At 40.3% G+C, this 20,423-nt stretch carries 15 protein-coding genes; 7 read left to right on the forward strand and 8 right to left on the reverse strand.

Going from position 1 to position 20,423, the window contains the following annotated elements:
- Positions 1–310 precede the first annotated feature (310 nt).
- On the forward strand, positions 311–1,744 hold the full coding sequence (locus HCN54_RS08105) for an L-serine ammonia-lyase (RefSeq protein WP_167597302.1): 1,434 nt from the start codon (positions 311–313) through the stop codon (positions 1,742–1,744).
- On the opposite strand, the gene HCN54_RS08110 is transcribed toward HCN54_RS08105, so the two are convergent.
- Complete coding sequence (locus HCN54_RS08110) at positions 1,741–5,034, reverse strand: ankyrin repeat domain-containing protein (RefSeq protein ID WP_167597303.1); 3,294 nt, start codon at positions 5,032–5,034, stop codon at positions 1,741–1,743. The genes HCN54_RS08105 and HCN54_RS08110 overlap by 4 nt on opposite strands.
- A 257-nt stretch (positions 5,035–5,291) precedes the next feature.
- Positions 5,292–5,741: a nuclear transport factor 2 family protein gene (locus HCN54_RS08115; protein WP_167597304.1), complete on the reverse strand. Its 450-nt coding sequence runs from the start codon at positions 5,739–5,741 to the stop codon at positions 5,292–5,294.
- Positions 5,742–5,875: 134 nt separating this feature from the next.
- Here HCN54_RS08115 and panB point away from each other — a divergent pair, with 134 nt between their 5' ends.
- Complete coding sequence (gene panB / locus HCN54_RS08120; protein WP_009780553.1) at positions 5,876–6,694, forward strand: 3-methyl-2-oxobutanoate hydroxymethyltransferase; 819 nt, start codon at positions 5,876–5,878, stop codon at positions 6,692–6,694.
- 12 nt (positions 6,695–6,706) lie between these two features.
- Positions 6,707–7,417: an RluA family pseudouridine synthase gene (locus tag HCN54_RS08125; RefSeq protein ID WP_167598862.1), complete on the forward strand. Its 711-nt coding sequence runs from the start codon at positions 6,707–6,709 to the stop codon at positions 7,415–7,417.
- Positions 7,418–7,622: 205 nt separating this feature from the next.
- Here HCN54_RS08125 and HCN54_RS08130 read toward each other — a convergent pair whose 3' ends face one another.
- The 3 genes from HCN54_RS08130 to HCN54_RS08140 form a co-directional block, all read right to left on the reverse strand.
- Positions 7,623–7,871, reverse strand: coding sequence for a hypothetical protein (locus HCN54_RS08130; RefSeq protein ID WP_072979377.1), 249 nt, complete (start codon positions 7,869–7,871; stop codon positions 7,623–7,625).
- A 137-nt stretch (positions 7,872–8,008) separates the two neighbouring features.
- Entirely contained in the window at positions 8,009–8,881 is an 873-nt protein-coding gene (locus tag HCN54_RS08135; RefSeq protein ID WP_317172015.1) for a DMT family transporter, read from the reverse strand.
- A 21-nt stretch (positions 8,882–8,902) separates the two neighbouring features.
- Positions 8,903–10,465 (reverse strand): hypothetical protein, encoded by a 1,563-nt coding sequence (locus HCN54_RS08140; RefSeq protein ID WP_072979381.1) that lies wholly within the window; start codon positions 10,463–10,465, stop codon positions 8,903–8,905.
- 127 nt (positions 10,466–10,592) lie between these two features.
- On the opposite strand from HCN54_RS08140, the gene HCN54_RS08145 reads away from it, so the two are divergent.
- From HCN54_RS08145 to leuB, 4 genes are all read left to right on the forward strand, one after another.
- Positions 10,593–11,765, forward strand: coding sequence for a 2-isopropylmalate synthase (locus HCN54_RS08145; RefSeq protein ID WP_167597305.1), 1,173 nt, complete (start codon positions 10,593–10,595; stop codon positions 11,763–11,765).
- Positions 11,766–11,860: 95 nt separating this feature from the next.
- Entirely contained in the window at positions 11,861–13,246 is a 1,386-nt protein-coding gene (gene leuC / locus HCN54_RS08150) for a 3-isopropylmalate dehydratase large subunit (RefSeq protein WP_167597306.1), read from the forward strand.
- Positions 13,247–13,831 (forward strand): 3-isopropylmalate dehydratase small subunit, encoded by a 585-nt coding sequence (gene leuD, locus HCN54_RS08155; RefSeq protein WP_167597307.1) that lies wholly within the window; start codon positions 13,247–13,249, stop codon positions 13,829–13,831.
- Positions 13,832–13,855: 24 nt separating this feature from the next.
- The gene (gene leuB, locus HCN54_RS08160; protein WP_167597308.1) at positions 13,856–14,971 is read left to right on the forward strand and encodes a 3-isopropylmalate dehydrogenase; all 1,116 of its coding nucleotides are present in this window, start codon (positions 13,856–13,858) and stop codon (positions 14,969–14,971) included.
- Between the two features lie 68 nt (positions 14,972–15,039).
- Here leuB and HCN54_RS08165 read toward each other — a convergent pair whose 3' ends face one another.
- The 3 genes from HCN54_RS08165 to HCN54_RS08175 all read right to left on the reverse strand — a co-directional run bounded on the left by HCN54_RS08165 (position 15,040) and on the right by HCN54_RS08175 (position 20,417).
- Positions 15,040–15,567, reverse strand: coding sequence for an SRPBCC family protein (locus HCN54_RS08165; RefSeq protein WP_167597309.1), 528 nt, complete (start codon positions 15,565–15,567; stop codon positions 15,040–15,042).
- A gap of 211 nt (positions 15,568–15,778) precedes the next feature.
- Positions 15,779–17,230: a TolC family protein gene (locus tag HCN54_RS08170; protein WP_167597310.1), complete on the reverse strand. Its 1,452-nt coding sequence runs from the start codon at positions 17,228–17,230 to the stop codon at positions 15,779–15,781.
- On the reverse strand, positions 17,211–20,417 hold the full coding sequence (locus HCN54_RS08175; RefSeq protein ID WP_167597311.1) for an efflux RND transporter permease subunit: 3,207 nt from the start codon (positions 20,415–20,417) through the stop codon (positions 17,211–17,213). The genes HCN54_RS08170 and HCN54_RS08175 overlap by 20 nt, the downstream gene beginning before the upstream one ends.
- Positions 20,418–20,423 lie beyond the last annotated feature (6 nt).

Raw genomic sequence — 20,423 nt, forward strand, 5'->3', positions numbered from 1 at the left:
AATTTGAATAATTTGCAGCTTCAAATTACAATTTAGCGCAGCCTTACACTCTTAAAGCTTCCTTATAAAAATGTTTAAATTTCAATTGACATAGCGCTCTACCTTGATCTACTGCAACTTAAACTTTGTCATTTACTCCTATTGATGCTCTAAATAAATTTGGTCAAATAATGACTTTCAATGCCGGTTAATTAATCAATTTACCTTACCAAAACAATTGATTTTTCAACCTATGACAACGATATAGCATCATCTAAAATCCTATATTTGGCGCCAAATAAAACCCTATAATTCGTTTTAAATTTACCCTATGAAAAAAATCGAGAGCATTAGCGTCTTTGATATGCTTAAAATTGGTGTAGGCCCTTCTAGTTCGCATACGCTAGGGCCGTGGCGCGCTGCTCGCAGATGGATTAGTAAACTAAAGGATAAGGGTAAATTTGACAACGTTGAGCGCATTACCGTAGAGCTTTATGGTTCGCTTACACTTACAGGAAAAGGGCACGCTACAGATATTGCGGTGTTACTTGGTTTAGAAGGTCTTGACCCGCAAAAATTTCCTATTGAAGATATTAGCGGTGTTATTGAGCGTATTAAAAAAGAGGGGAAACTGAGCTTTAATAGCGAGCGTTTACTAGATTTTGATTCGGAAACTCAAATTATTTTCAACAAAAAGTTTAAACCTTTTCACCCTAACGGAATCACGTTTAGAGCTCAGTTGAGTTCAGGCAAACGCACCACAGATACGTTCTATTCAATTGGCGGTGGTTTTGTCGTGCAAGAAGAACGCAAGCGCTCTAAGATAAAACAAGAACAACTTAAAGGTTTTCCATATCCTATACAATCAGGAAAAGAATTATTAGCCTATTGTAAGGCCGAAAATCTAAAAATCTCTGAACTCGTTCTTGAGAATGAGAAATCCTTGAATACTGAGGAAGAGATCAATTTTAGACTGAAGGAGATCTGGAATGTAATGCTGGATTCTATGTACACCGGTTGCCACACCGAAGGTACATTACCGGGCGGACTCAATGTACGTCGTCGGGCATTTGATTCGCATAAAAACTTAATCGGTGACAGTAATTACACCAATGCCGAAGAATGGATCACTGCAATTCGCGGTACCGAGGTTAAGTTTAGGCAAATTCTCAAATGGGTTTCCTGCTTTGCGCTTGCTGTAAACGAAGTAAACGCTTCTTTAGGTCGGGTGGTAACTGCTCCCACAAATGGTAGCGCGGGTGTGATCCCGGCGGTGATGATGTATTATATGGTTATTGAGAATCACGATGCCAACTTTGAAGACATCAGACAATTTATGCTGGTAGCCGGTGAAATTGGTAGCTTGTTTAAAAAAGGAGCTACTATTTCTGCCGCGATGGGAGGCTGTCAAGCTGAAATAGGAGTTTCAAGCGCAATGGCAGCCGGCGCCTTAACCGAATTAATGGGCGGCACACCGGAACAAGTTTTAATGGCAAGTGAGATCGCAATGGAACATCACTTAGGACTAACCTGTGATCCTATTGCAGGTTTGGTTCAAATTCCGTGTATAGAGCGTAATGCGATGGGGGCGATCAAGGCCATTAACGCTTGTGAAATGGCTTTAGACACAGATGCTCGCAATGCCAAAGTGCCACTGGATAAAGTTATTGAAACGATGTGGCAAACAGCAAAAGATATGAACTCTAAATACAAAGAAACCAGCGAAGGCGGTCTGGCGGTAAATGTTGCGTTGAGCGATTGCTAGCGGTAAAGGCTCTCTTTTAATAACTGTCTGATGGATTTGTCTTCGGCGTAATCATAAACTGTTTGCCGTTTAATGGTCTGTGCTTCAACAAGCCCTCCATTTGCGAGTAGTTTTTTTATGATCTCTGTGTTTTGATTTCCGCCTTTTACCGCCCAATGCAGTGGGGTCTCTCCTATTTTATTTTTCGCATTAATATTCAACCCGTAGTCTAGTAAGTCCTCAATAAGCTGAAGATCTTCTTTATCGCTTTTAAACACAACATAATGTAAGAGCGTATTTCCTTCAAGGTCCAGCACTTTGGGATCTAAACCGGCATCCAACAAAACGGGTACTGCTTCTTGAAAATCAGCACGCATTACTCTAAATAGATCTTGATCTTCTGTCATTGCTCCTTTGGCAATACTTAAGTTTAACATTTCAACCTGCTTGGTTTCTAGAGCCGCTTTATATGCGTAATCCGGATTAGAAACACGGTCAATCAAATGAGATACCACTTGAGGCATCCCGTTTTTAACTGCATTAAAAATCAAGGTATTTGTAAATAAATCATCGGCAGCGCGCTCGATCAACTTTAAGGCTATTTCTTCACTCTTTGAGTCAACAGCCGCGCGCAGTGCTGCTGCGTCAGCCTGAGCACCATAACTTAAATTTGTTTCTACCAGCTTTGCATCTTTCAACGCAATAAGATCTAGCATAATCGCATCAGGATCCATTTGACGTGTTTCAAGCAGTACTTTGGCCAACTCAATATTTTGGTTCTTTGACGCACTTTTTAAAAGAATTGGGTTTTCAACTAAAGCTCCCTTTTCAATCAAATAGTGCGTGATACTACTGTTGCCCGATTGGATTGCTGCGTCAACCGCCAGTTGTGGATCTGCACGTTTTGAAATCAAAAACTCCACTAGCTCCTGATTTTCATTTTTGACGACTTCCGTGAGGTGTACATTGGGATCTACTTCAGCTTCTTTCTGCTGAAAAACATACTTTGCAAAATCAGTTTGATTGTATTTAACCGCAACACGCAAGGCTGTTTTAGGATCTCCGTTAAAACGATCTAGACTTTCCTTAAAAAGTGTAAAATCATTTTCCGCTGCAGCGTAATCAAAAGCAGGGACTGCATTTGCACCGTGTTCAAGACTTAACCTAACCGCAGGCGTGTTCTTAAAAAGTATTGCTTGTTCTAGTGAAAAGTCTGCACGGTCTTCCTGATCTAACGCTTGACCCAAAATTGCCAAGTTACTATTGGTTATTGCTGTGGTAATCACTTTGTCTGAAAGTTGCGCCTCCCCTTGCTGCAAAAAATAAGAGAATAATGGAGTATCATCGGCTTGAGCAACAACCTCAAAGACCTGTGTAGATGTTGTAGTGACCTTTTTAATCTGATCTACGAGCTCTGAATCTTCAGACTTTAAGGCTTCTTCTAAAATAGTAGCATTAGCCTCCGCTCCAAATTCAATAAACTGTTCGACGAGATCGGCATCCGCATTAGTTACGGCCAGCGCCAGCATTTCGGTATCAGCAGTAAAATTAGTGATCCCATCACTCATCAGCGCTTTGACTGCTTTATAGTCTTTGTTTCTAACGGCGAAAGCAATATCATTATTCACGGGTTTTGCCCCTTCTCTAAGCAGTGCATAAATCACCTCAGAAGCTTTGTAAGCAACTGCTTTAAAGATCATATTGTTCTTAGGTTTTGCGCCCCGTTCTAGTAATGCCAATGCCTTTTCTTTACTGAAATAATCCGGATCAAAAACCAGATCCAGATCACTGGTTTTAGGTTGCACGCCAAAATCAAAAATTGTATTCAGCACAGCTGCATCTTCAAAATTCTGTACTGCTGCGGCAATAACGCCGTCCACTGCCCGGGATGCCCCGGCTAGGTATTTTTCTACGATTGCTAGCGTATCTCCTCGTGCCGCAGCAGCGACCAATTCGGAGTCTAAAGCATAATTATAAGGATTCCCGGAAGCTACAATTGGCGTATGTTCTTTAAGTTGTTCTAAACTGTATTTGATGGTAAACACATCATTATCAATTGTAGTGATCTGAACTTCTTTAAATACAGGTTGTACCAGAGCTTCCTTAAAAGCCGTTCTTGCAGTCTCGGGTCCGCTAATAAATAAAGTGGTTCGGTTTTCACCTTTAACCAACTTTTTAGTATCATCCCAAATGCTGACGTAAGATCCCTTTAATTCTTCAGGCGAAATTGTAAAATCAAGAATCTTGTTGAGTGCAATTTCTTCATCTGTTAGCAATGTATTCAAGTCTATCCCCTGATACTCAATCAAAGGTTTAGTGTTCATAGGTTCACCATTAGCATTAAAACTTCCAAAAAAAAGATCGCCAACATAATTGGTTCTTGAAGACTCTTCTGCCGTTCCCATACTGTTTTTTACAACAGAGATCGCTTTTTGCCGAAAGCGCAACGAATATTTCTGAAAGAATGAAGAACTATGCTCTTGCGCTTGCCAGTTTTTGACTCTGGATTCCGCAAGTGCAAGGGCAGTCTCGAGCAAAGCTCTTTTTTCTGCTATATCATCAAGCTCCGGAAAGTTTTGAGGAGTTAGTAAGGTCGTCAGCGGCTTATAGGTTGCTTCGATTATTTGAGCATTCTCAGGAGTTACGGTTTGCTCCCAGCGCTCGTCCCAGATCTCTTTAGAGTCGCCACCTCGTGTAAAACGTTGTGGAGGACCTAACTGAATATAAGGATCTGTAAGTGTATCGCCACGTTGTTGCTCGCCGACTGCGATGAGTAATTTGGTTTTAAATTCTTTTTCTGAATAGGGAGAATTGACAAAGTTTTCAGACCGAATAATATTACGGGTTAGAAATAGTCCGCCATAGGTTACGCGGGTGGTATAGTGTGTTCCAAACCAACTGAGAAAACCTTCGGCTGTCAAATCGCGACCAAGCCGAGCGACCGCATCTTTAAACTTTTCAGAAATCTGATTCTGCTGAAGCTCTTGCGCAAATAAGCTCTTTTTACGTAACGTATAGACATACAACAGCTGATCTTTTTTCTCAGCATCGGCAGTACTATTATACGCTTGTGAAAAATTTGCCGAAGCCACTAAATCTTCAGCATCTAGCCCCAGAATCTTTTGCTCAAAATCATAAGCAGTTTGTACAAATTCATAGCGCAACTCTGAAGCATTCTCAAGAAGAAGCACTGCATTCGACTCATTTTTAGTCTCAAAAACATTGAAAGGAACTGAGCGAATAACTGATTTACGCCCGGGATCAAGAAGATCTAAAAAACGCATATCAACGGCAAATCCGGGTGTTTGCAACGTATCAATAGTTTGCTGCCCGAAACAAATCTGGAAACCAAATAGTACAAGAAAATAACAGAAGTAACAGGAGCCCCTCACGGTTTATGAATTTAAAATTAACGCTACGAGGGGATTATTAAGGGAGTTTGAAGATAGTTAAATCCCTGAAAAACACAAAGCTATTTAATCAATAATCGAGACTTAAATGTCGCAAGGCCCGTCCCGAATTCAATAGCAGTTATATAAAATAGCTTATGCGTTAACACAAAAGCAGATTACTTACAACCTTCTTGATGTCTGGTATCAACAATGTAAAAAATCTTCCAGGTATTGTCATCCCAGATCATCTGAAAATTATTGACTCCGCAGTGGCTCATTTCGTCGTTTATATAGAATTCATAGGGCGTCCATAAATTAGCCATCAGTGCATCAGCACGAACTTTGTAATCCAGAATGCGTTCTTCAAAATTTACGGTATCAGGAATCCCGGCGATCGATTGTAAGAAGGAATCAAAACTGCTAGTTGAAAGTTTTACCGAGCCTGATTTAGACAACCCAATAGATTGCATTTTAATCGAATCATAAACCAATTCTTTCATAGCTAAAGTATCTTGCTGATGAAATGCATTAAAAAATGCAATTATCACCTCTTTAGCCTGTTCCGGCTCTTGAGCTTTTACACAGCTAAATGAAATAATAAAAACGAGCGTAATAATTCTTTTCAAAGTGATGGTTTTTAGTAGCGGTTTGACAGTTAAAATACTAATGCATTAACACCCTTGCTTTTATATTCAAAGCTTTCTTTTTGGGGCAAAACGTGAGTAATTTACTACTTTTACGCGCATTTAAAAATTGTGCTATGTCAGCAGCAAAAAAAGAATACAAAAGAATTACGGTTAAATCTTTAACCGAAATGAAAAGTCAAGGCGAAAAAATCGCAATGCTTACCGCATATGACTATACTACAGCTAAAATTCTAGACCGTGCCGGTATCGATGTAATTTTAGTTGGCGACTCAGCCTCTAACGTTATGGCAGGTCACGAGACCACGCTACCGATCACTTTAGATCAAATGATTTACCACGCATCGTCGGTTATTCGTGCAATAAAACGTTCGCTTGTGGTAGTAGATCTCCCCTTCGGAACCTATCAAAGTGACCCTAAAGAAGCACTTCGTTCTGCAATTCGCATTATGAAAGAAAGCGGCGGTCACGCATTAAAATTGGAAGGTGGAAAAGAAATTAAAGAGTCTATCAAACGTATTCTACACGCTGGAATTCCGGTGATGGGACATTTGGGGTTAACACCACAGTCTATTTATAAATTTGGTACGTACACCGTACGCGCTAAAGAAGAAGCTGAAGCACAGAAGCTTAAAGAAGATGCATTACTTCTAGAAAAATTAGGCTGCTTTGCGGTGGTTTTAGAAAAAGTACCAAGCAAATTAGCTAAAGAAGTAGCCGAAAGTCTTACTATTCCTGTAATTGGTATTGGCGCCGGTAATGGTGTTGACGGTCAGGTTTTGGTAATGCACGATATGCTGGGAATGAGCAAAGAATTCAGTCCTCGCTTTTTACGCAGATATTTAGACCTGCACACCTTGATGACCGGTGCATTTGAGCAGTATATTACTGATGTAAAGGCTGTTGATTTTCCTTCTGAAGATGAGCAATACTAAGTCGTCTTTCCTCTGAAAAATCAAGCAATACATAGCACAAAAGAGAATCTTCAAGTCCTTTATGAAGACAACCATATTATTGTCGTCAATAAACGGCCTGGAGATATCGTACAAGGTGATAAAACCGGAGATAAGCCACTTAGCGAAGTGGTAAAAAGTTATATCGCAGAAAAGTACAATAAACCGGGAGCTGTTTATCTCGGCGTCGTGCATCGGTTAGACCGCCCTACGAGTGGCATTGTGATCTTTGCACGTACGTCGAAAGCCTTACCGAGACTCAATAAGCTGTTTGCGGCAAAAGAGGCAAAAAAAACCTATTGGGCGTTAGTAAAGGAAGACCCGCCTAAAACTTCAGATAGGCTTGTTCATTATTTAAAACGAAATCCTAAGCAAAACAAGTCGTACAGTCACATCAACGAAGTGCCTGACAGTAAAAAAGGAATTTTAGAATACCGTGTACTCAAAAAATTAAATACGTATTCTTTATTGGAAGTCGATTTACATACCGGACGCCATCATCAGATTAGATCCCAATTATCAGCGATTGGATGCCCGATCAAAGGAGATTTGAAATACGGTTTTGCCCGAAGCAATCCTGACGGAAGCATACATTTACACTCACGCAAATTAACGTTAGTACATCCTGTACAAAAGAAAGAAATGACTTTTATTGCAGATCCGCCACTAGATGATAATTTGTGGAGAGCCTGTTTAGATGATTAATAACTCTAGCTTTAATTGGAATTGCTGCTACTTATAAGTTAACTGCCTCTGGGCAAATACTTGAAGATTTACTTGGATAATAATTTTTATTTCGAAGCCTCCCGATAGCTAGTCTTACATCCTATTTAAACATTTGGCGATGCCAATAAAAAAAGCTCTTTCTTGCGAAAGAGCTTTACTATATAATTTTATAACTTTCAGAAAATTAAGCTGCATTGTTATGCGGAGCCCAGTGAGAGCATAGCATTTCTGGAGCTGCTTTCTGAGGATTTGCACAAGTAGGACCGTGAAAACGAGCACAGTTAGCGCAATTAGGATCATTTTTAAGTTCTGCTTTCATTGAAAAACTATCACAAGTGTAACCTGCAGTTACTTGTACATCGTGAAGTTTACATTGATTTGATGCTGTTAAATTTTCGCAATTTGAACAACTATTTCCGAGTCTGATAGCCATAACGTTTCTTTTTTGGATTAATACTGAAGTAAAAGTACAGGCTATTCTAGCAAGAATGAATTTAAATAGCTGATTTTGAATGATTTGTATTTAGATTGTTTAAAAACAATTATTCCTTTATACTCACAGTCAACCGTTTAGGCTTTCGGTTTAACATTACGTAAACTTTCTATGATCACTGCACTAATGATCAAAACTCCGCCAATTATAGTGCTCCATTGCGGCATTTCCCCTAAAAGTAAAATCCCTAAAGCGATCCCATATACCGGCTGCACACTACTTATAATACTTGCAGTAGTGATCGAAAAATGTCTAAAAGTCAATAAAAATAAGGTATGCCCTAAAGCTGTAGTGAGCAACGCTAAGGCTAAGAGCCAGAAGAGATTTTCCTGAAGTGCTTCAACACTGGTTTGAAAACTCAACGGAATTAATGCAATTCCTACAATAAGTGCTTGATAGGTCATTAATAAACTACCGTGATATTTTTCCACCTGTTTTTTCATCAAAATATTACGCAAAGCATACGCCAATGCCGAACCTAAGCCAAAAGCTACCGCCTGTGTATATTCATTCTCAAAATCCAGATCAGGTATTAAGAACGCAATACCGGCAAGTACCAGCAATCCTAAAAATAAATGGATTTTCTGAAATGGAAGTTTCAACAACAATGGTTCTAAAATACTGGTTAACGCGGGATAGGTGAAAATGGTAAGCATCCCAATAGCGACATTACTCAGTTGCAATGCTTTGAAATAAGCGACCCAGTGAATGCCCATTAAAATTCCGCCTAAAATCACCTTAAAACGATCTTCTCGATCTATTTTTAGACTGATCCTTTTCCATTTTAAAAATATAAACAGAAACCCTACTGCTAAGAGTGCCCGCCAGCCAATGGTTACCACAGGTGGCAAAGTGACCGCTCTCCCTAAAACACCACTGGTACTCACTAAGAGCATTGCCAGATTAAGCTGCAAAATATTTTTGAAATAGGAATTTTGGGTTTGGGTCAAAACAAGAATTTTCTTCGAACACTAGCGATTAAGCAAAGATGCTTTTTCTTTAATAATATCGGCAACAGGGCGGTTTTCAATTCGGCTATCCAACCAAGAAAGAATATCAAGGTATAAAAATGCCCGGCGCTCATACGGATCATCTTCATAGACTTCTAGCCTATTCCGTAATTTTTTGAATTCGTTTTTCAATTCGCCCGGGAAGATCTCACCTAGATTTCTTAGGAATTTGATCATCTCTTTTTGCACCTCGTGCAGGTCATCCATTTTGATCAAAAACTTATAAGTGCTTCGTAAAAGCGTTTCTAAATGATAATCCATTCCGGCTTCATAATGCGCCACAAGATTAAGAATACGTGCAAAACACATCAAATCTTCGCGCATTTTGAGCGATTTATTGTTGATGATTTTTCCAAGATACTCGATGCACTTTTTATTCTGACCATTTCCAAAATACAGACTAGCGATCTTGTAATAAAACACCATTATATGGTGTTCATCCATGCGTTGCCCCGACTGCTTCAGGTATTTTTCAATTTTTTCTATGAGTCCGTCATCTGTACTGAAATCACCCACCATAAACTTATGATTCAGCTTGTGCGAGTACACATATAGAAATTCTAAAATCTCCAAATTATCACTGTGCGGAAAGTCTGTAGAGGCTAAACGAGTTTCTAGTCGAGCAAGGACTTCTTCAAATTTGGTGTGATGTTTCAAGAAGAATAACGACTCTAGCAAATAATGATTTCCCTTAAGATAAAACACCGGATTACGGGCGATCATTGACGGTGTTTCTTCAAACAGCTCTACGTAGCGCGTGGCATATTTAAAGCAGCTTAAAAAATCTTGAATTAAAAAACTATACCAGAGGTAGGCCTTATTCAGCCAGAGCTTCTCTCGAAATCCCAGATCGCTCATTTTATACTTGGGCATCGATTTTGTAAAAAATTGAGTGATCTCTCGTTTCTCTTCATCACTACGCACATATCCCGTTTTCAACATCAAACCATACAGCTGAAGCGATAAATTAGAGAGTTTGCTGGTCATCAGATTCTGCTGACTAAGGATCTTAGCTTCGTTTGCCAACTCTTCAGAGCGGGTGCTCATACTACGCGTGATGTATTGACTTTCGATCACTTTTTCAAGCTCAACGATCTCATACGCCACATTTTTTTCTTCATTCTCAATTGCCATATGCTTGGCTTTCTCCAGAAGCTTTAAGCTTTGTTGATACAAGCCTTTTTGATAAAGCACCGTAGCAAAGTCCAACTGTTCTCGTATTTGAACACGTATATTTTGATGCGCCGGACTCAAGCGCAGCGAGATTAAAATCTGCTTATAGAGATGCGCTTTTAGATTAGACAGCTGTTGTTTCTTGACAATATTCTGCTTAAAAATTTCGCTTTCATCATAGGTATTCATTTTATCCAGCAGGTTAAAAAGCTGTAAATACTTAGAATCTGCGTTTCCGTCCAGGCGACCTACGTAAAGTTTAAATTGTCGTTTTTCAGACTTTGATAACGACTTGATGAGCACGTAAAGCGAATCTTTTGAATCATTTGCTGTTGTAATGATTTTACGCATAAAATATTGTTTATCAGTACTTTAAATAAAGACGTTTTTGCTTAAACATCGTAGGTTATTTTGCTTTGGTAACCTCAAAAGTACTACCAATATATATATTCACACTTAAATTGAGAAAAAAAGCACTATGACCGATAACAAAGTCCAAATTTTTGACACAACACTACGAGACGGGGAGCAAGTCCCGGGCTGTAAATTAGACACCCAACAAAAGCTAATTATTGCAGAACGTCTCGACCTGCTGGGTGTTGATGTTATTGAGGCCGGTTTCCCTATCTCTAGCCCCGGTGATTTTAAATCTGTTGAAGAAATTTCGCGTTTGATAAAAAACGCAACGGTATGCGGTCTTACCCGTGCCGTTAAAAAAGATATTGAAGTAGCTGCTGAAGCTTTAAAACATGCTGTAAAGCCACGTATTCACACAGGAATTGGTACCAGCGACTCACACATTAAATACAAGTTCAAATCAAATCGTGAGGACATTATTAAACGTGCTTACGATGCTGTGGCTTATGCAAAAACCTTTGTAGAAGATGTAGAGTTTTATGCTGAAGACGCTGGCCGTACAGACAATGAGTATCTGGCACGTGTATGTGAAGCTGCTGTAAAAGCAGGTGCTACGGTCCTTAATATTCCTGATACTACAGGATACTGCTTACCCGAAGAATACGGAGCAAAAATGAAATACCTTATGGAAAACGTAAAAGGTATTGACAAAGCCATTCTATCTTGCCACTGTCATAACGATCTGGGCCTTGCAACTGCCAACTCTATTGCCGGTGTGGTTAATGGTGCGCGACAGATAGAATGTACTATAAACGGTATTGGCGAACGTGCCGGAAATACCGCTCTTGAAGAAGTCGTGATGATCTTACGTCAACATCCGGACTTAGGTTTAGATACTAACATCAATTCTCGTCTACTTTGGGATACCAGCAAAATGGTAAGTGACAAAATGGGAATGCCGGTACAACCTAACAAAGCGGTTGTCGGCTCTAATGCTTTTGCTCACAGCTCAGGGATTCACCAAGACGGTGTGATCAAAAACCGCGAGACTTACGAAATTATGGATCCAGAAGAAGTTGGTGTTACCGAAAGCGCCATCATTCTTACTGCTCGTAGCGGTCGCGCAGCTTTAGCGTATCGTTCTAAAAAAGTAGGGTACGAATTAACCAAGCTTCAGTTAGATGATGTTTATGAGGTCTTTCTTAAATTTGCAGATAAGCAGAAGGAAATTCACGATGAAGACATTCACGAAATCATGAAAGAAGCGAAAATTCAGACGCAAGTCGAAGCATAACACATTATAAATTAAACTATTAAATAAGGATTCTTGAATTAGAATCCTTATTTTTTCATATAATCTAAGTGTTCTCAGGAACCAATTAAATTAAAATGGCAGGAAAAACCCTATTTGATAAAGTCTGGGATGCACACGTGGTTGACACGGTGCCTAATGGACCACAAGTACTTTATATTGACAAACACCTTATTCACGAGGTTACCAGTCCGCAAGCTTTTTCAGAATTAGAAGAACGCGGCATCCCCGTAGCACGCCCTGATCAGATCGTGGCGACTGCAGATCACAACACACCAACCGTAGATCAACACTTGCCGGTACGTGATGTATTATCAAGAAATCAGCTGAAGCAACTTTCAGAAAACTGTGAGAAACACGGGATCACGCTTTATGGTCTTGGTCACAAATACAACGGAATCGTACACGTGATGGCTCCCGAATTAGGAATCACACAACCGGGAATGACGATGGTTTGTGGGGATAGCCATACTTCTACTCACGGCGCATTTGGCACGATCGCTTTTGGTATTGGTACCAGCCAGGTTGCTCAGGTTTTTGCGAGCCAGTGTTTATTATTGACTAAGCCAAAAAGTCTACGAGTAAACGTAAACGGAAAATTAAAACCTAACGTGCTTCCTAAAGATGTAATTCTTTATGTGATCTCAAAAATTGGCACCAACGCTGGTACTGGATATTTCTGTGAATATGCCGGAAATGTTTTTGAAGAAATGTCTATGGAAGGCCGTATGACAGTTTGTAATATGAGTATCGAAATGGGTGCGCGAGGCGGAATGATCGCTCCAGACCAAACTACTTTTGACTACGTTCAAGGGCGTGAGTTCGCTCCGGAAAGTGCAGAATGGGAAGAAAAGTTGGCCTACTGGAAAACGCTTCCTACAGATGCTGATGCGGTTTTTGATAAAGAATACTCGTTTGATGCAGAAGACATCGAGCCAATGGTTACTTACGGTACAAACCCGGGAATGGGAATTAAAGTTACCGGTACCATTCCTGATAAAGAGGATGTAAATTTAGATAAGGCACTCGCTTATATGAACTTTAAAAAGGGGGAAAGCCTTATTGATAAACCTATCAATTATGTATTTATTGGTAGTTGTACCAATTCACGTATTGAAGATTTCCGCATTGCGGCAGATTTTGTAAAAGGAAAACAAAAAGCACCAAATGTAAACGCTTGGTTAGTTCCGGGATCGCAGCAAGTTGCTAAGCAACTCGTAGAAGAAGGACTGGATAAAGTCTTTACTGAAGCCGGATTTGCATTGAGACAGCCCGGTTGTTCTGCTTGTTTAGCGATGAACGATGATAAAATTCCGGAAGGTGAATATTGCGTTTCTACTTCAAACCGAAACTTTGAAGGACGCCAAGGACAAGGCGCTCGTACGATTTTAGCGAGTCCGCTAATGGCTGCCGCCACCGCCGTTGCCGGAAAAATTACAGACATTACAAAACAATTAAACTAGATGGAAAAGTTTACAAAACTTACCGATACTGCTGTTCCGTTACCTATTGAAAATATAGATACAGACCAGATCATACCTGCACGCTTCCTAAAGTCTACCGACAAAAAAGGCTTTGGCGATAATGTTTTTAGAGATTGGAGATTTAAACAAAACGGTGAAGTAAATGAGGATTTTGTTTTGAACGATCCTACGTACAGCGGTCCTATTTTAGTTGCCGGAGATAACTTTGGTTGTGGTTCTAGTAGAGAACACGCCGCCTGGGCGATTGCAGGATATGGTTTTAAAGTAGTGATCAGCAGTTTCTTTGCAGATATCTTCAAAGGAAACGCGCTTAACAATGGTATTCTTCCTATTCAGGTAACTCCGGAATATTTAAAAGAACTTTTAGCACTTGTTGCTGAAAAACCGGATACCAAACTCACCATCGATCTAGAAAACCAATTATTGAGTACCCCTGCGGGCGAACTCGAGTTTGAGATCGATCCGTATAAAAAGGTTTGTATGATCAATGGCTATGATGACATTGATTTCTTGATCAGTAAAAAAGATAAAATCGAAGCTTTTGAACTTGAACGCAGCTTCTAACTAATAAACGATAAAGTAGCACTTATGAAATTTGATATAGCACTTTTAGCAGGAGACGGTATTGGCCCTGAGGTCACTGAGCAAGCCGTGAAGGCGCTTGATGCGATCGCAGACGTTTACAATCATACATTTAAATTTAACAAAGCGCTGGTAGGCGCTTGCGCTATTGACGAGACGGGAGACCCGCTTCCTAAAGATACGATCAAGTTGTGTCAGGAAAGCGACGCGGTACTTTTTGGTGCCATTGGTCATCCTAAATACGACAATGATCCTTCAGCAAAAGTTAGACCTGAACAAGGTTTATTAAAGCTGCGTAAGTCGCTTGGTCTATTCTGTAACATCAGACCGGTAAAAGCTTACGAGCGCTTGATCGAAAATTCTCCTTTGAAAAAAGAGATCATCAGCGGGACCGATATTTCTATCTATCGCGAACTTACCGGGGGAATTTATTTTGGATCAAAAGAATTAAGCGAAGACGGACAAGTAGCAAGCGATGGTTGCTCCTACTCTGTTGAAGAAATCACGCGTATTGCGCATCTAGCCTTTAAAGAAGCACAAAATCGAAGAAAAAAATTAACGCTTGTAGATAAGGCAAACGTATTAGAAACTTCGCGTTTATGGCGTAAAACCGTTACCGAGATCGCTAAAGAATATGATGATGTAGAACTCGACTTTTTATTTGTGGACAACGCAGCAATGCAAATGATCTTAAATCCGAGTCAGTTTGATGTGATCTTAACCGAAAATCTTTTTGGAGATATCATTTCTGATGAAGCATCAGTAATTGGTGGTTCTATCGGGCTATTGGCTTCTGCATCTATCGGAAGCACTGTAGGAATGTTTGAGCCTATTCACGGCTCATTCCCGCAAGCTACTGGTAAAAATATTGCTAACCCGCTGGCTTCTATTCTTTCTGCAGCAATGATGTTACGCCATTTGGATCTTCACAAAGAAGCAGATGCTATAGAAAAAGCAGTAGAAAAGTCATTAGAATTAGGGATCACTACTGGCGATATCAATCCTAAAAAGCCATATAGCACAACCAAAGTGGGTGACTTTATCGCTGACTACATCACACATCCCGAAGATTCTAATCGTAATTTTAGAAACATTCACGCGGGACAAAGCACGATTATCTAGGGATAAATTTTAGAATAAAAAAAAGCGACCAACTTAGGTCGCTTTTTTTATTCTAAAATTTTTGGTTTCTAATTATCCTCAAGAATTTCCTTGAGATTTTTGAGTCCGGCTTCAAAATCTTTGCCTACCATTTTATCCATACTCATAAAATGCGTCATTACTGTAAAGGGAAACTTATTCTTTCCGCTAAAACCCCAAGCAACGTTAGTGATCCCGGGATTAGGTGTACTTACCGCTAACCATGCATCGCTGGTACTTTTCATAGGTTTAATAAAGCGCAACTGACTTTCTATACGTTTACCGGGAATGATCCCTGTAATCTCTTGTTCGCCACTTCCTACTTCTTTATTTCCATCCCATTTAGAAACAAAGCCTACGGTACCATCTACCCCTTCATAGACTTTCTTCATATCTGGATCCTTTCGGCTCCAAGGAGACCAATGATCTTGATTTTTTAAGTACTTTAAATACTCAAAAACTTTATCTGCTGGTTTTTGAATGTTGATATCACGCTTTACTACGTATTGCTTTTTGGCTGTCAAATGCAGAATAGCGATTAAAACTAAAATTCCGATGAGGATATAGACGAATAACATATCAGGTTGTTTGAGGTTGCTACAGACTAAAGTAGAAAAATTTTAAATGTAATTCTCAAACTTTTATAAACAACCACTTCCAAAACCATATTTTGTGTCTTAATTGATTTCAATAAAAAACCGCCCGGGACATCACCACCGGGCGGTTTCTAGTTTGCATGCTTCCGATATCAAAAGAAGCGATGCAAACAACCTCAACACTAACTAAAAACTAGTTCCAGCCGCCACCTAGCGCCTGGTACATATGCACATAGGCATTCATTTGAGCCATTTTAGTTTCCACTAAATCAAAATTAGACTCTAACGCATCGCGCTGCGTCATTAAAACTTCCATATAATCAGCTCTTGCCGAAGAGAACAACTGCCCTGAAATATTCACCGAACGATTTAAGGCATCTACTTCTTGCGACTTCAGCGCAAAACTCTGTTCTAAATTATCAACCTTCGCTAATTGGTTAGCCACTTCTATATATGCATTCAACACGGTTTGCTCATAATCAAAAACCGCCTGAATTTGTTTCGCATTTGCACCTGCGTAAGCTGCTTTGATCTCGTTTCTATTGATCAAAGGCGCTGTCAACTCTCCTGCGATCGAGTACAATAAAGACTCCGGAGTGTCTAGCAAATACTTCGGGTTGAACGCTTCAAAACCTACTCCGGCTGAAATACCGAGGGAAGGATAAAAACGTGCTTTTGCCACTTTTACGTTAAGCTTAGCTGCTTCAAGCGCTAATTCGGCTTGCTTGATATCAGTACGATTCTCTAAGAGTTGTGCGGGAACTCCAGACTGAATAACCGCAGGTTTCATTGCCATCAGATCTTCAGAACTGCGGGCAACGTGCTGCGGAAAGCGACCCACCAGAAAATTAATTCGGTTTTGAGCTTCTACAATGCGTTGCTGAATATCAAACTGCAAACTTTTAGTGTGCAATACCTCTGCTTCAAATTTACTTACCGCAAGACCGGTTGCGCGTGCAGCCTCCTTTTGAAGTCTTACAATACGGTATGCATTACTCTGAATTTCAATATTTCGGTTAACGATCGCAAGTTGATTATCTAAGGCTAAAAGTTCGTAATAGCTTTCAGCGATTTCACCTACGAGTTGTGTAACCATAAAATTTCGACCTTCAACACTTGATAGATAATTGAACACGGCTGCTTTTTTTGCATTGCGCAGCTTTTTCCAGATATCTAACTCCCAAGTCGCATGCAAACCAAATTGATAATTGGGTAAGGGTTCAGGAAATTCAACACCTTCTTTAATATCGGTGTTGGCATCGTTTGCTCCTTGACTGGTGTATCTACCAACTTTTTCAGTTTCGGCACCGGCGCCAAAGCCTACAAAGGGTAAATACTCACCTTTTTTTGCTTTGATCTCTGCTTTTGAAATCGCAATTTCTTGCAGCATAATATTTAACTCTTGGTTATTTGCCAGAGCAGAATCTATAAGCACGGTTAAATAAGGATCTGTAAAATACTGCTTCCAGTGTATCAAAGCAGTGTTGGTCGTATCAGTCACCGCATAGTTGGTATAGCTTTGTGGGAGGTCTTTTAAATCGACCTCCCGCTCTGCTAAACCTGGTGCTTTACAGGCAGAAAATGCCAGTATGAACAACACCATTACGGTATATAAAAATTGCGTTTTATTTATCTTCTTGATCATCTTCTTCTGAATTTGAAAAACTATCTATTTCGTGTACAAAGCCTTCGGTTAAAGAACTGTCTTCTTCGTCTCTAATTAATTTTCTTCCGTCTGCGAGAGAGCCAAAAATAAAGTACAATCCGGGCACGATAATTACCCCGAAAATGGTACCGAATAACATTCCGCCTAATGCCGAAGCACCAATCGTATGGTTACCAATCGCTCCTGCTCCTGATGCTAATAGCAACGGAATTAAACCGGCGATAAAGGCAAACGAAGTCATTAAAATAGGTCTGAAACGTACCTTTGCACCTTCTATCGCAGCATCGAGTATCGTGGCGCCCTGAGAGCGTTTTAATACCGCAAATTCTACAATAAGCACAGCGTTTTTACCCAGAAGACCTACTAACATTATGAGACCAATTTGAGCATATATGTCATTTTGTAGTCCCATCATTTTAAGCACCATAAATGATCCAAACACCCCAACCGGAAGCGAGAACACTACCGATAACGGAATGATAAAGGATTCGTACTGTGCAGCTAAAACAAAGTACACAAAGACTAATACAATCAAGAAAATATAAACAGACTCATTACCGCGGTTAGCCTCGTCATAAGAAAGACCTTCCCAGCCAATGTCATATCCTTTGGGTAAGGTTGTCACTGCTACTTCACGAATTGCTTCAATCGCGTCTGCTGTGGTATATCCGGGAGCCGGAAGACCGCGTATTGCCGCAGAATTGTACATATTGAAACGCGTTACCTCGTTAGGGCCCTGTGTTTTTTTCAAGGTCATAAATGCAGAATACGGAACCATTTCGCCATCCTCATTCTTCACAAACATATTGAGCACATCTGAAGGTAATCTTCTGAATTTAGGATCAGACTGCACATATACCTTAAAGAAGCGACCAAACTTAATAAAGCCTTGCTCGTAGGTACTACCTATCATAATGTTCAGATTTTCCATAGCCTTACCTATTGAAACACCTTTTTGCATGGCAAGATCATTATTGAATTCGAGTTCATATTGCGGATAATTTGCCGCAAAGAAGGTAAATACACCGGTGAGCTCTTTACGCTCCTTTAAATGATCTACAAACTCTTGGTTCACCTTATCAAAATCTTGATAATCGGTCTCCGTATTTTCATCTAGCAAACGCATTGAGAAACCACCAGAAGAACCAAAACCAGGGATGGCAGGCGGTTCAAAGAATTCAATTACGGCACCTAGCCCTTTTGATTTCTCCTCAAGCTCTTCCATAATTTCGGTCACATCGTGCTCGCGTTCAGACCAAGGTTTTAAGTTGATCAAACACGTACCTGCGTTAGAACCACGACCTTCGGTCATAATCTCATAACCCGCAAGCGAAGAAACCGACTCGATACCGTCAACTTCTTCAGCGATTTTCTGAAGTTCAAGCGAAACTTTATTGGTTCGCTCTAAAGTTGCTCCCGGAGGTGTTTGGATGATCGCATAGATCGTACCTTGATCCTCACTAGGAATAAACCCTGACGGAAGCACTTGACTTTCTAAGAAAATACCAATACAAAACGCGATCAAAATTCCGAAGGTTAACCATCTTCTACTCACGATACGCTTCAGTACTGCAACGTATTTTCCGGTGAGTTTATCAAAACCACTGTTGAATTTATCCAGCGCACGTGTAAAGAGATTACGCTTCTTCTCTTTTCCGTGGTTGTTCTTTAAAAGCATCGCACACAATACCGGCGTCAGCGTCAACGCGATCAATGCTGAAATTACAATGGAACTCGCCATAGTAATGGAGAATTGTCTATAGAACGTTCCTACGGGACCAGACATAAATGATATAGGTAAGAATACCGAAACCATTACACCGGTTATCGCTATAATCGCTCCGCTTATTTCACCCAAAACTTGTTTAACGGCGAGATACGGCGATATATGCGGATGCTCTTCAAACTTGGCGTGCACCGCCTCGACGACAACAATCGCATCATCCACCACAATACCAATAGCCAGCACGAGTGCAAACAGCGTCACCATATTTATCGAGATCCCAAAAAACTGAATGACGAAGAACGCCCCGATTAAAGAGACCGGCACCGCGATGATAGGGATTAACGTGGAGCGCCAGTCTCCTAAGAATATAAATACTACTAAGGCAACTAAAATAAAAGCATCTCGTAAGGTATCTATTACCTGTTCAATAGAAGAATCTAAGAATTTAGAAACATCATAACTGATTTTATAATCCATTCCCGGAGGGAAATCAGCACGCATTTCTTCAAGCTTTTCCTTTACTTCATCAATAACGTCACTGGCGTTACTTCCGTAGTTTTGCTTCAATACGATCGCCGCAGAAGGGTGACCATCTAAGTTGGAGTAGATATCAAAGAATTCACTTCCCAACTCTACTTTACCAATATCTTTCAGGCGAATGCTTTCCCCTTCAGAATTGGCTCTAATAATGATATTTTCATATTGTTCAGGCTCATTATAACGGCCTTTATAGGTCAACACATATTCTAATGATTGTGCCTCTATACCAGAACTTCGTCCCAAGCGTCCGGGACGTCCCACGATACTTTGCTCCTGCATCGCTTCCATCACTTCATCAACCGAAACATCATAAGCACGCATACGATCTGGATTTAACCAAACACGCATCGCGTATCTACGACTTCCTAAAATTTGAGAACGCGCAACCCCTTTTAGACGGTTGATCTCAGGAATCATTTTTACGTTAGCATAGTTGTACAGAAATTTTTCATCCATACTTTTTTCCTTAGAATACAGGTTCACATACATCAACATACTAGGCTGTATGGGTGTAATCACTACCCCTTCTCGCTGAACCAATTCGGGCAAGAGGGGCATCACCTGGTCAACCCTGGTCTTGACCCTCACCACAGCTTGGTTAGGATCTGTACCGGGTTCAAAAATGATTCTAAGCGTGGCCTCACCTGCACTGGTAGCATCGGTAGCCATATAACGCATTCCTTGAACCCCGTTAATCGAATTCTCTAAGGTTACTAAGGTTGATTTTACTAAAACATCTGCACTCGCACCGGGATACGCGATAAAAATATTTACCGTGGTAGGCGCAATTTGCGGGAACTGTGATATAGGCAGCTGCTTGATCGCGAGCGAACCTATAAACACGATAATAATCGAAATTACTATCGCAAATACGGGTCTGTGAATAAATCTACTAAACATTATTTT

The organism is Leeuwenhoekiella sp. ZYFB001, from assembly GCF_011784865.1.
GTDB lineage: Bacteria > Bacteroidota > Bacteroidia > Flavobacteriales > Flavobacteriaceae > Leeuwenhoekiella > Leeuwenhoekiella palythoae.

Coding starts and splice junctions, on each gene's coding strand:
- HCN54_RS08105 (WP_167597302.1), top strand. CDS start 311: ATGAAAAAAATCGAGAGCATTAGCGTCTTTGATATGCTTAAAATTGGT.
- panB (WP_009780553.1), top strand. CDS start 5,876: ATGTCAGCAGCAAAAAAAGAATACAAAAGAATTACGGTTAAATCTTTA.
- HCN54_RS08130 (WP_072979377.1), bottom strand. CDS start 7,871: ATGGCTATCAGACTCGGAAATAGTTGTTCAAATTGCGAAAATTTAACA.
- HCN54_RS08140 (WP_072979381.1), bottom strand. CDS start 10,465: ATGCGTAAAATCATTACAACAGCAAATGATTCAAAAGATTCGCTTTAC.
- HCN54_RS08145 (WP_167597305.1), top strand. CDS start 10,593: ATGACCGATAACAAAGTCCAAATTTTTGACACAACACTACGAGACGGG.
- leuC (WP_167597306.1), top strand. CDS start 11,861: ATGGCAGGAAAAACCCTATTTGATAAAGTCTGGGATGCACACGTGGTT.
- leuD (WP_167597307.1), top strand. CDS start 13,247: ATGGAAAAGTTTACAAAACTTACCGATACTGCTGTTCCGTTACCTATT.
- leuB (WP_167597308.1), top strand. CDS start 13,856: ATGAAATTTGATATAGCACTTTTAGCAGGAGACGGTATTGGCCCTGAG.
- HCN54_RS08165 (WP_167597309.1), bottom strand. CDS start 15,567: ATGTTATTCGTCTATATCCTCATCGGAATTTTAGTTTTAATCGCTATT.
- HCN54_RS08170 (WP_167597310.1), bottom strand. CDS start 17,230: ATGATCAAGAAGATAAATAAAACGCAATTTTTATATACCGTAATGGTG.
- HCN54_RS08175 (WP_167597311.1), bottom strand. CDS start 20,417: ATGTTTAGTAGATTTATTCACAGACCCGTATTTGCGATAGTAATTTCG.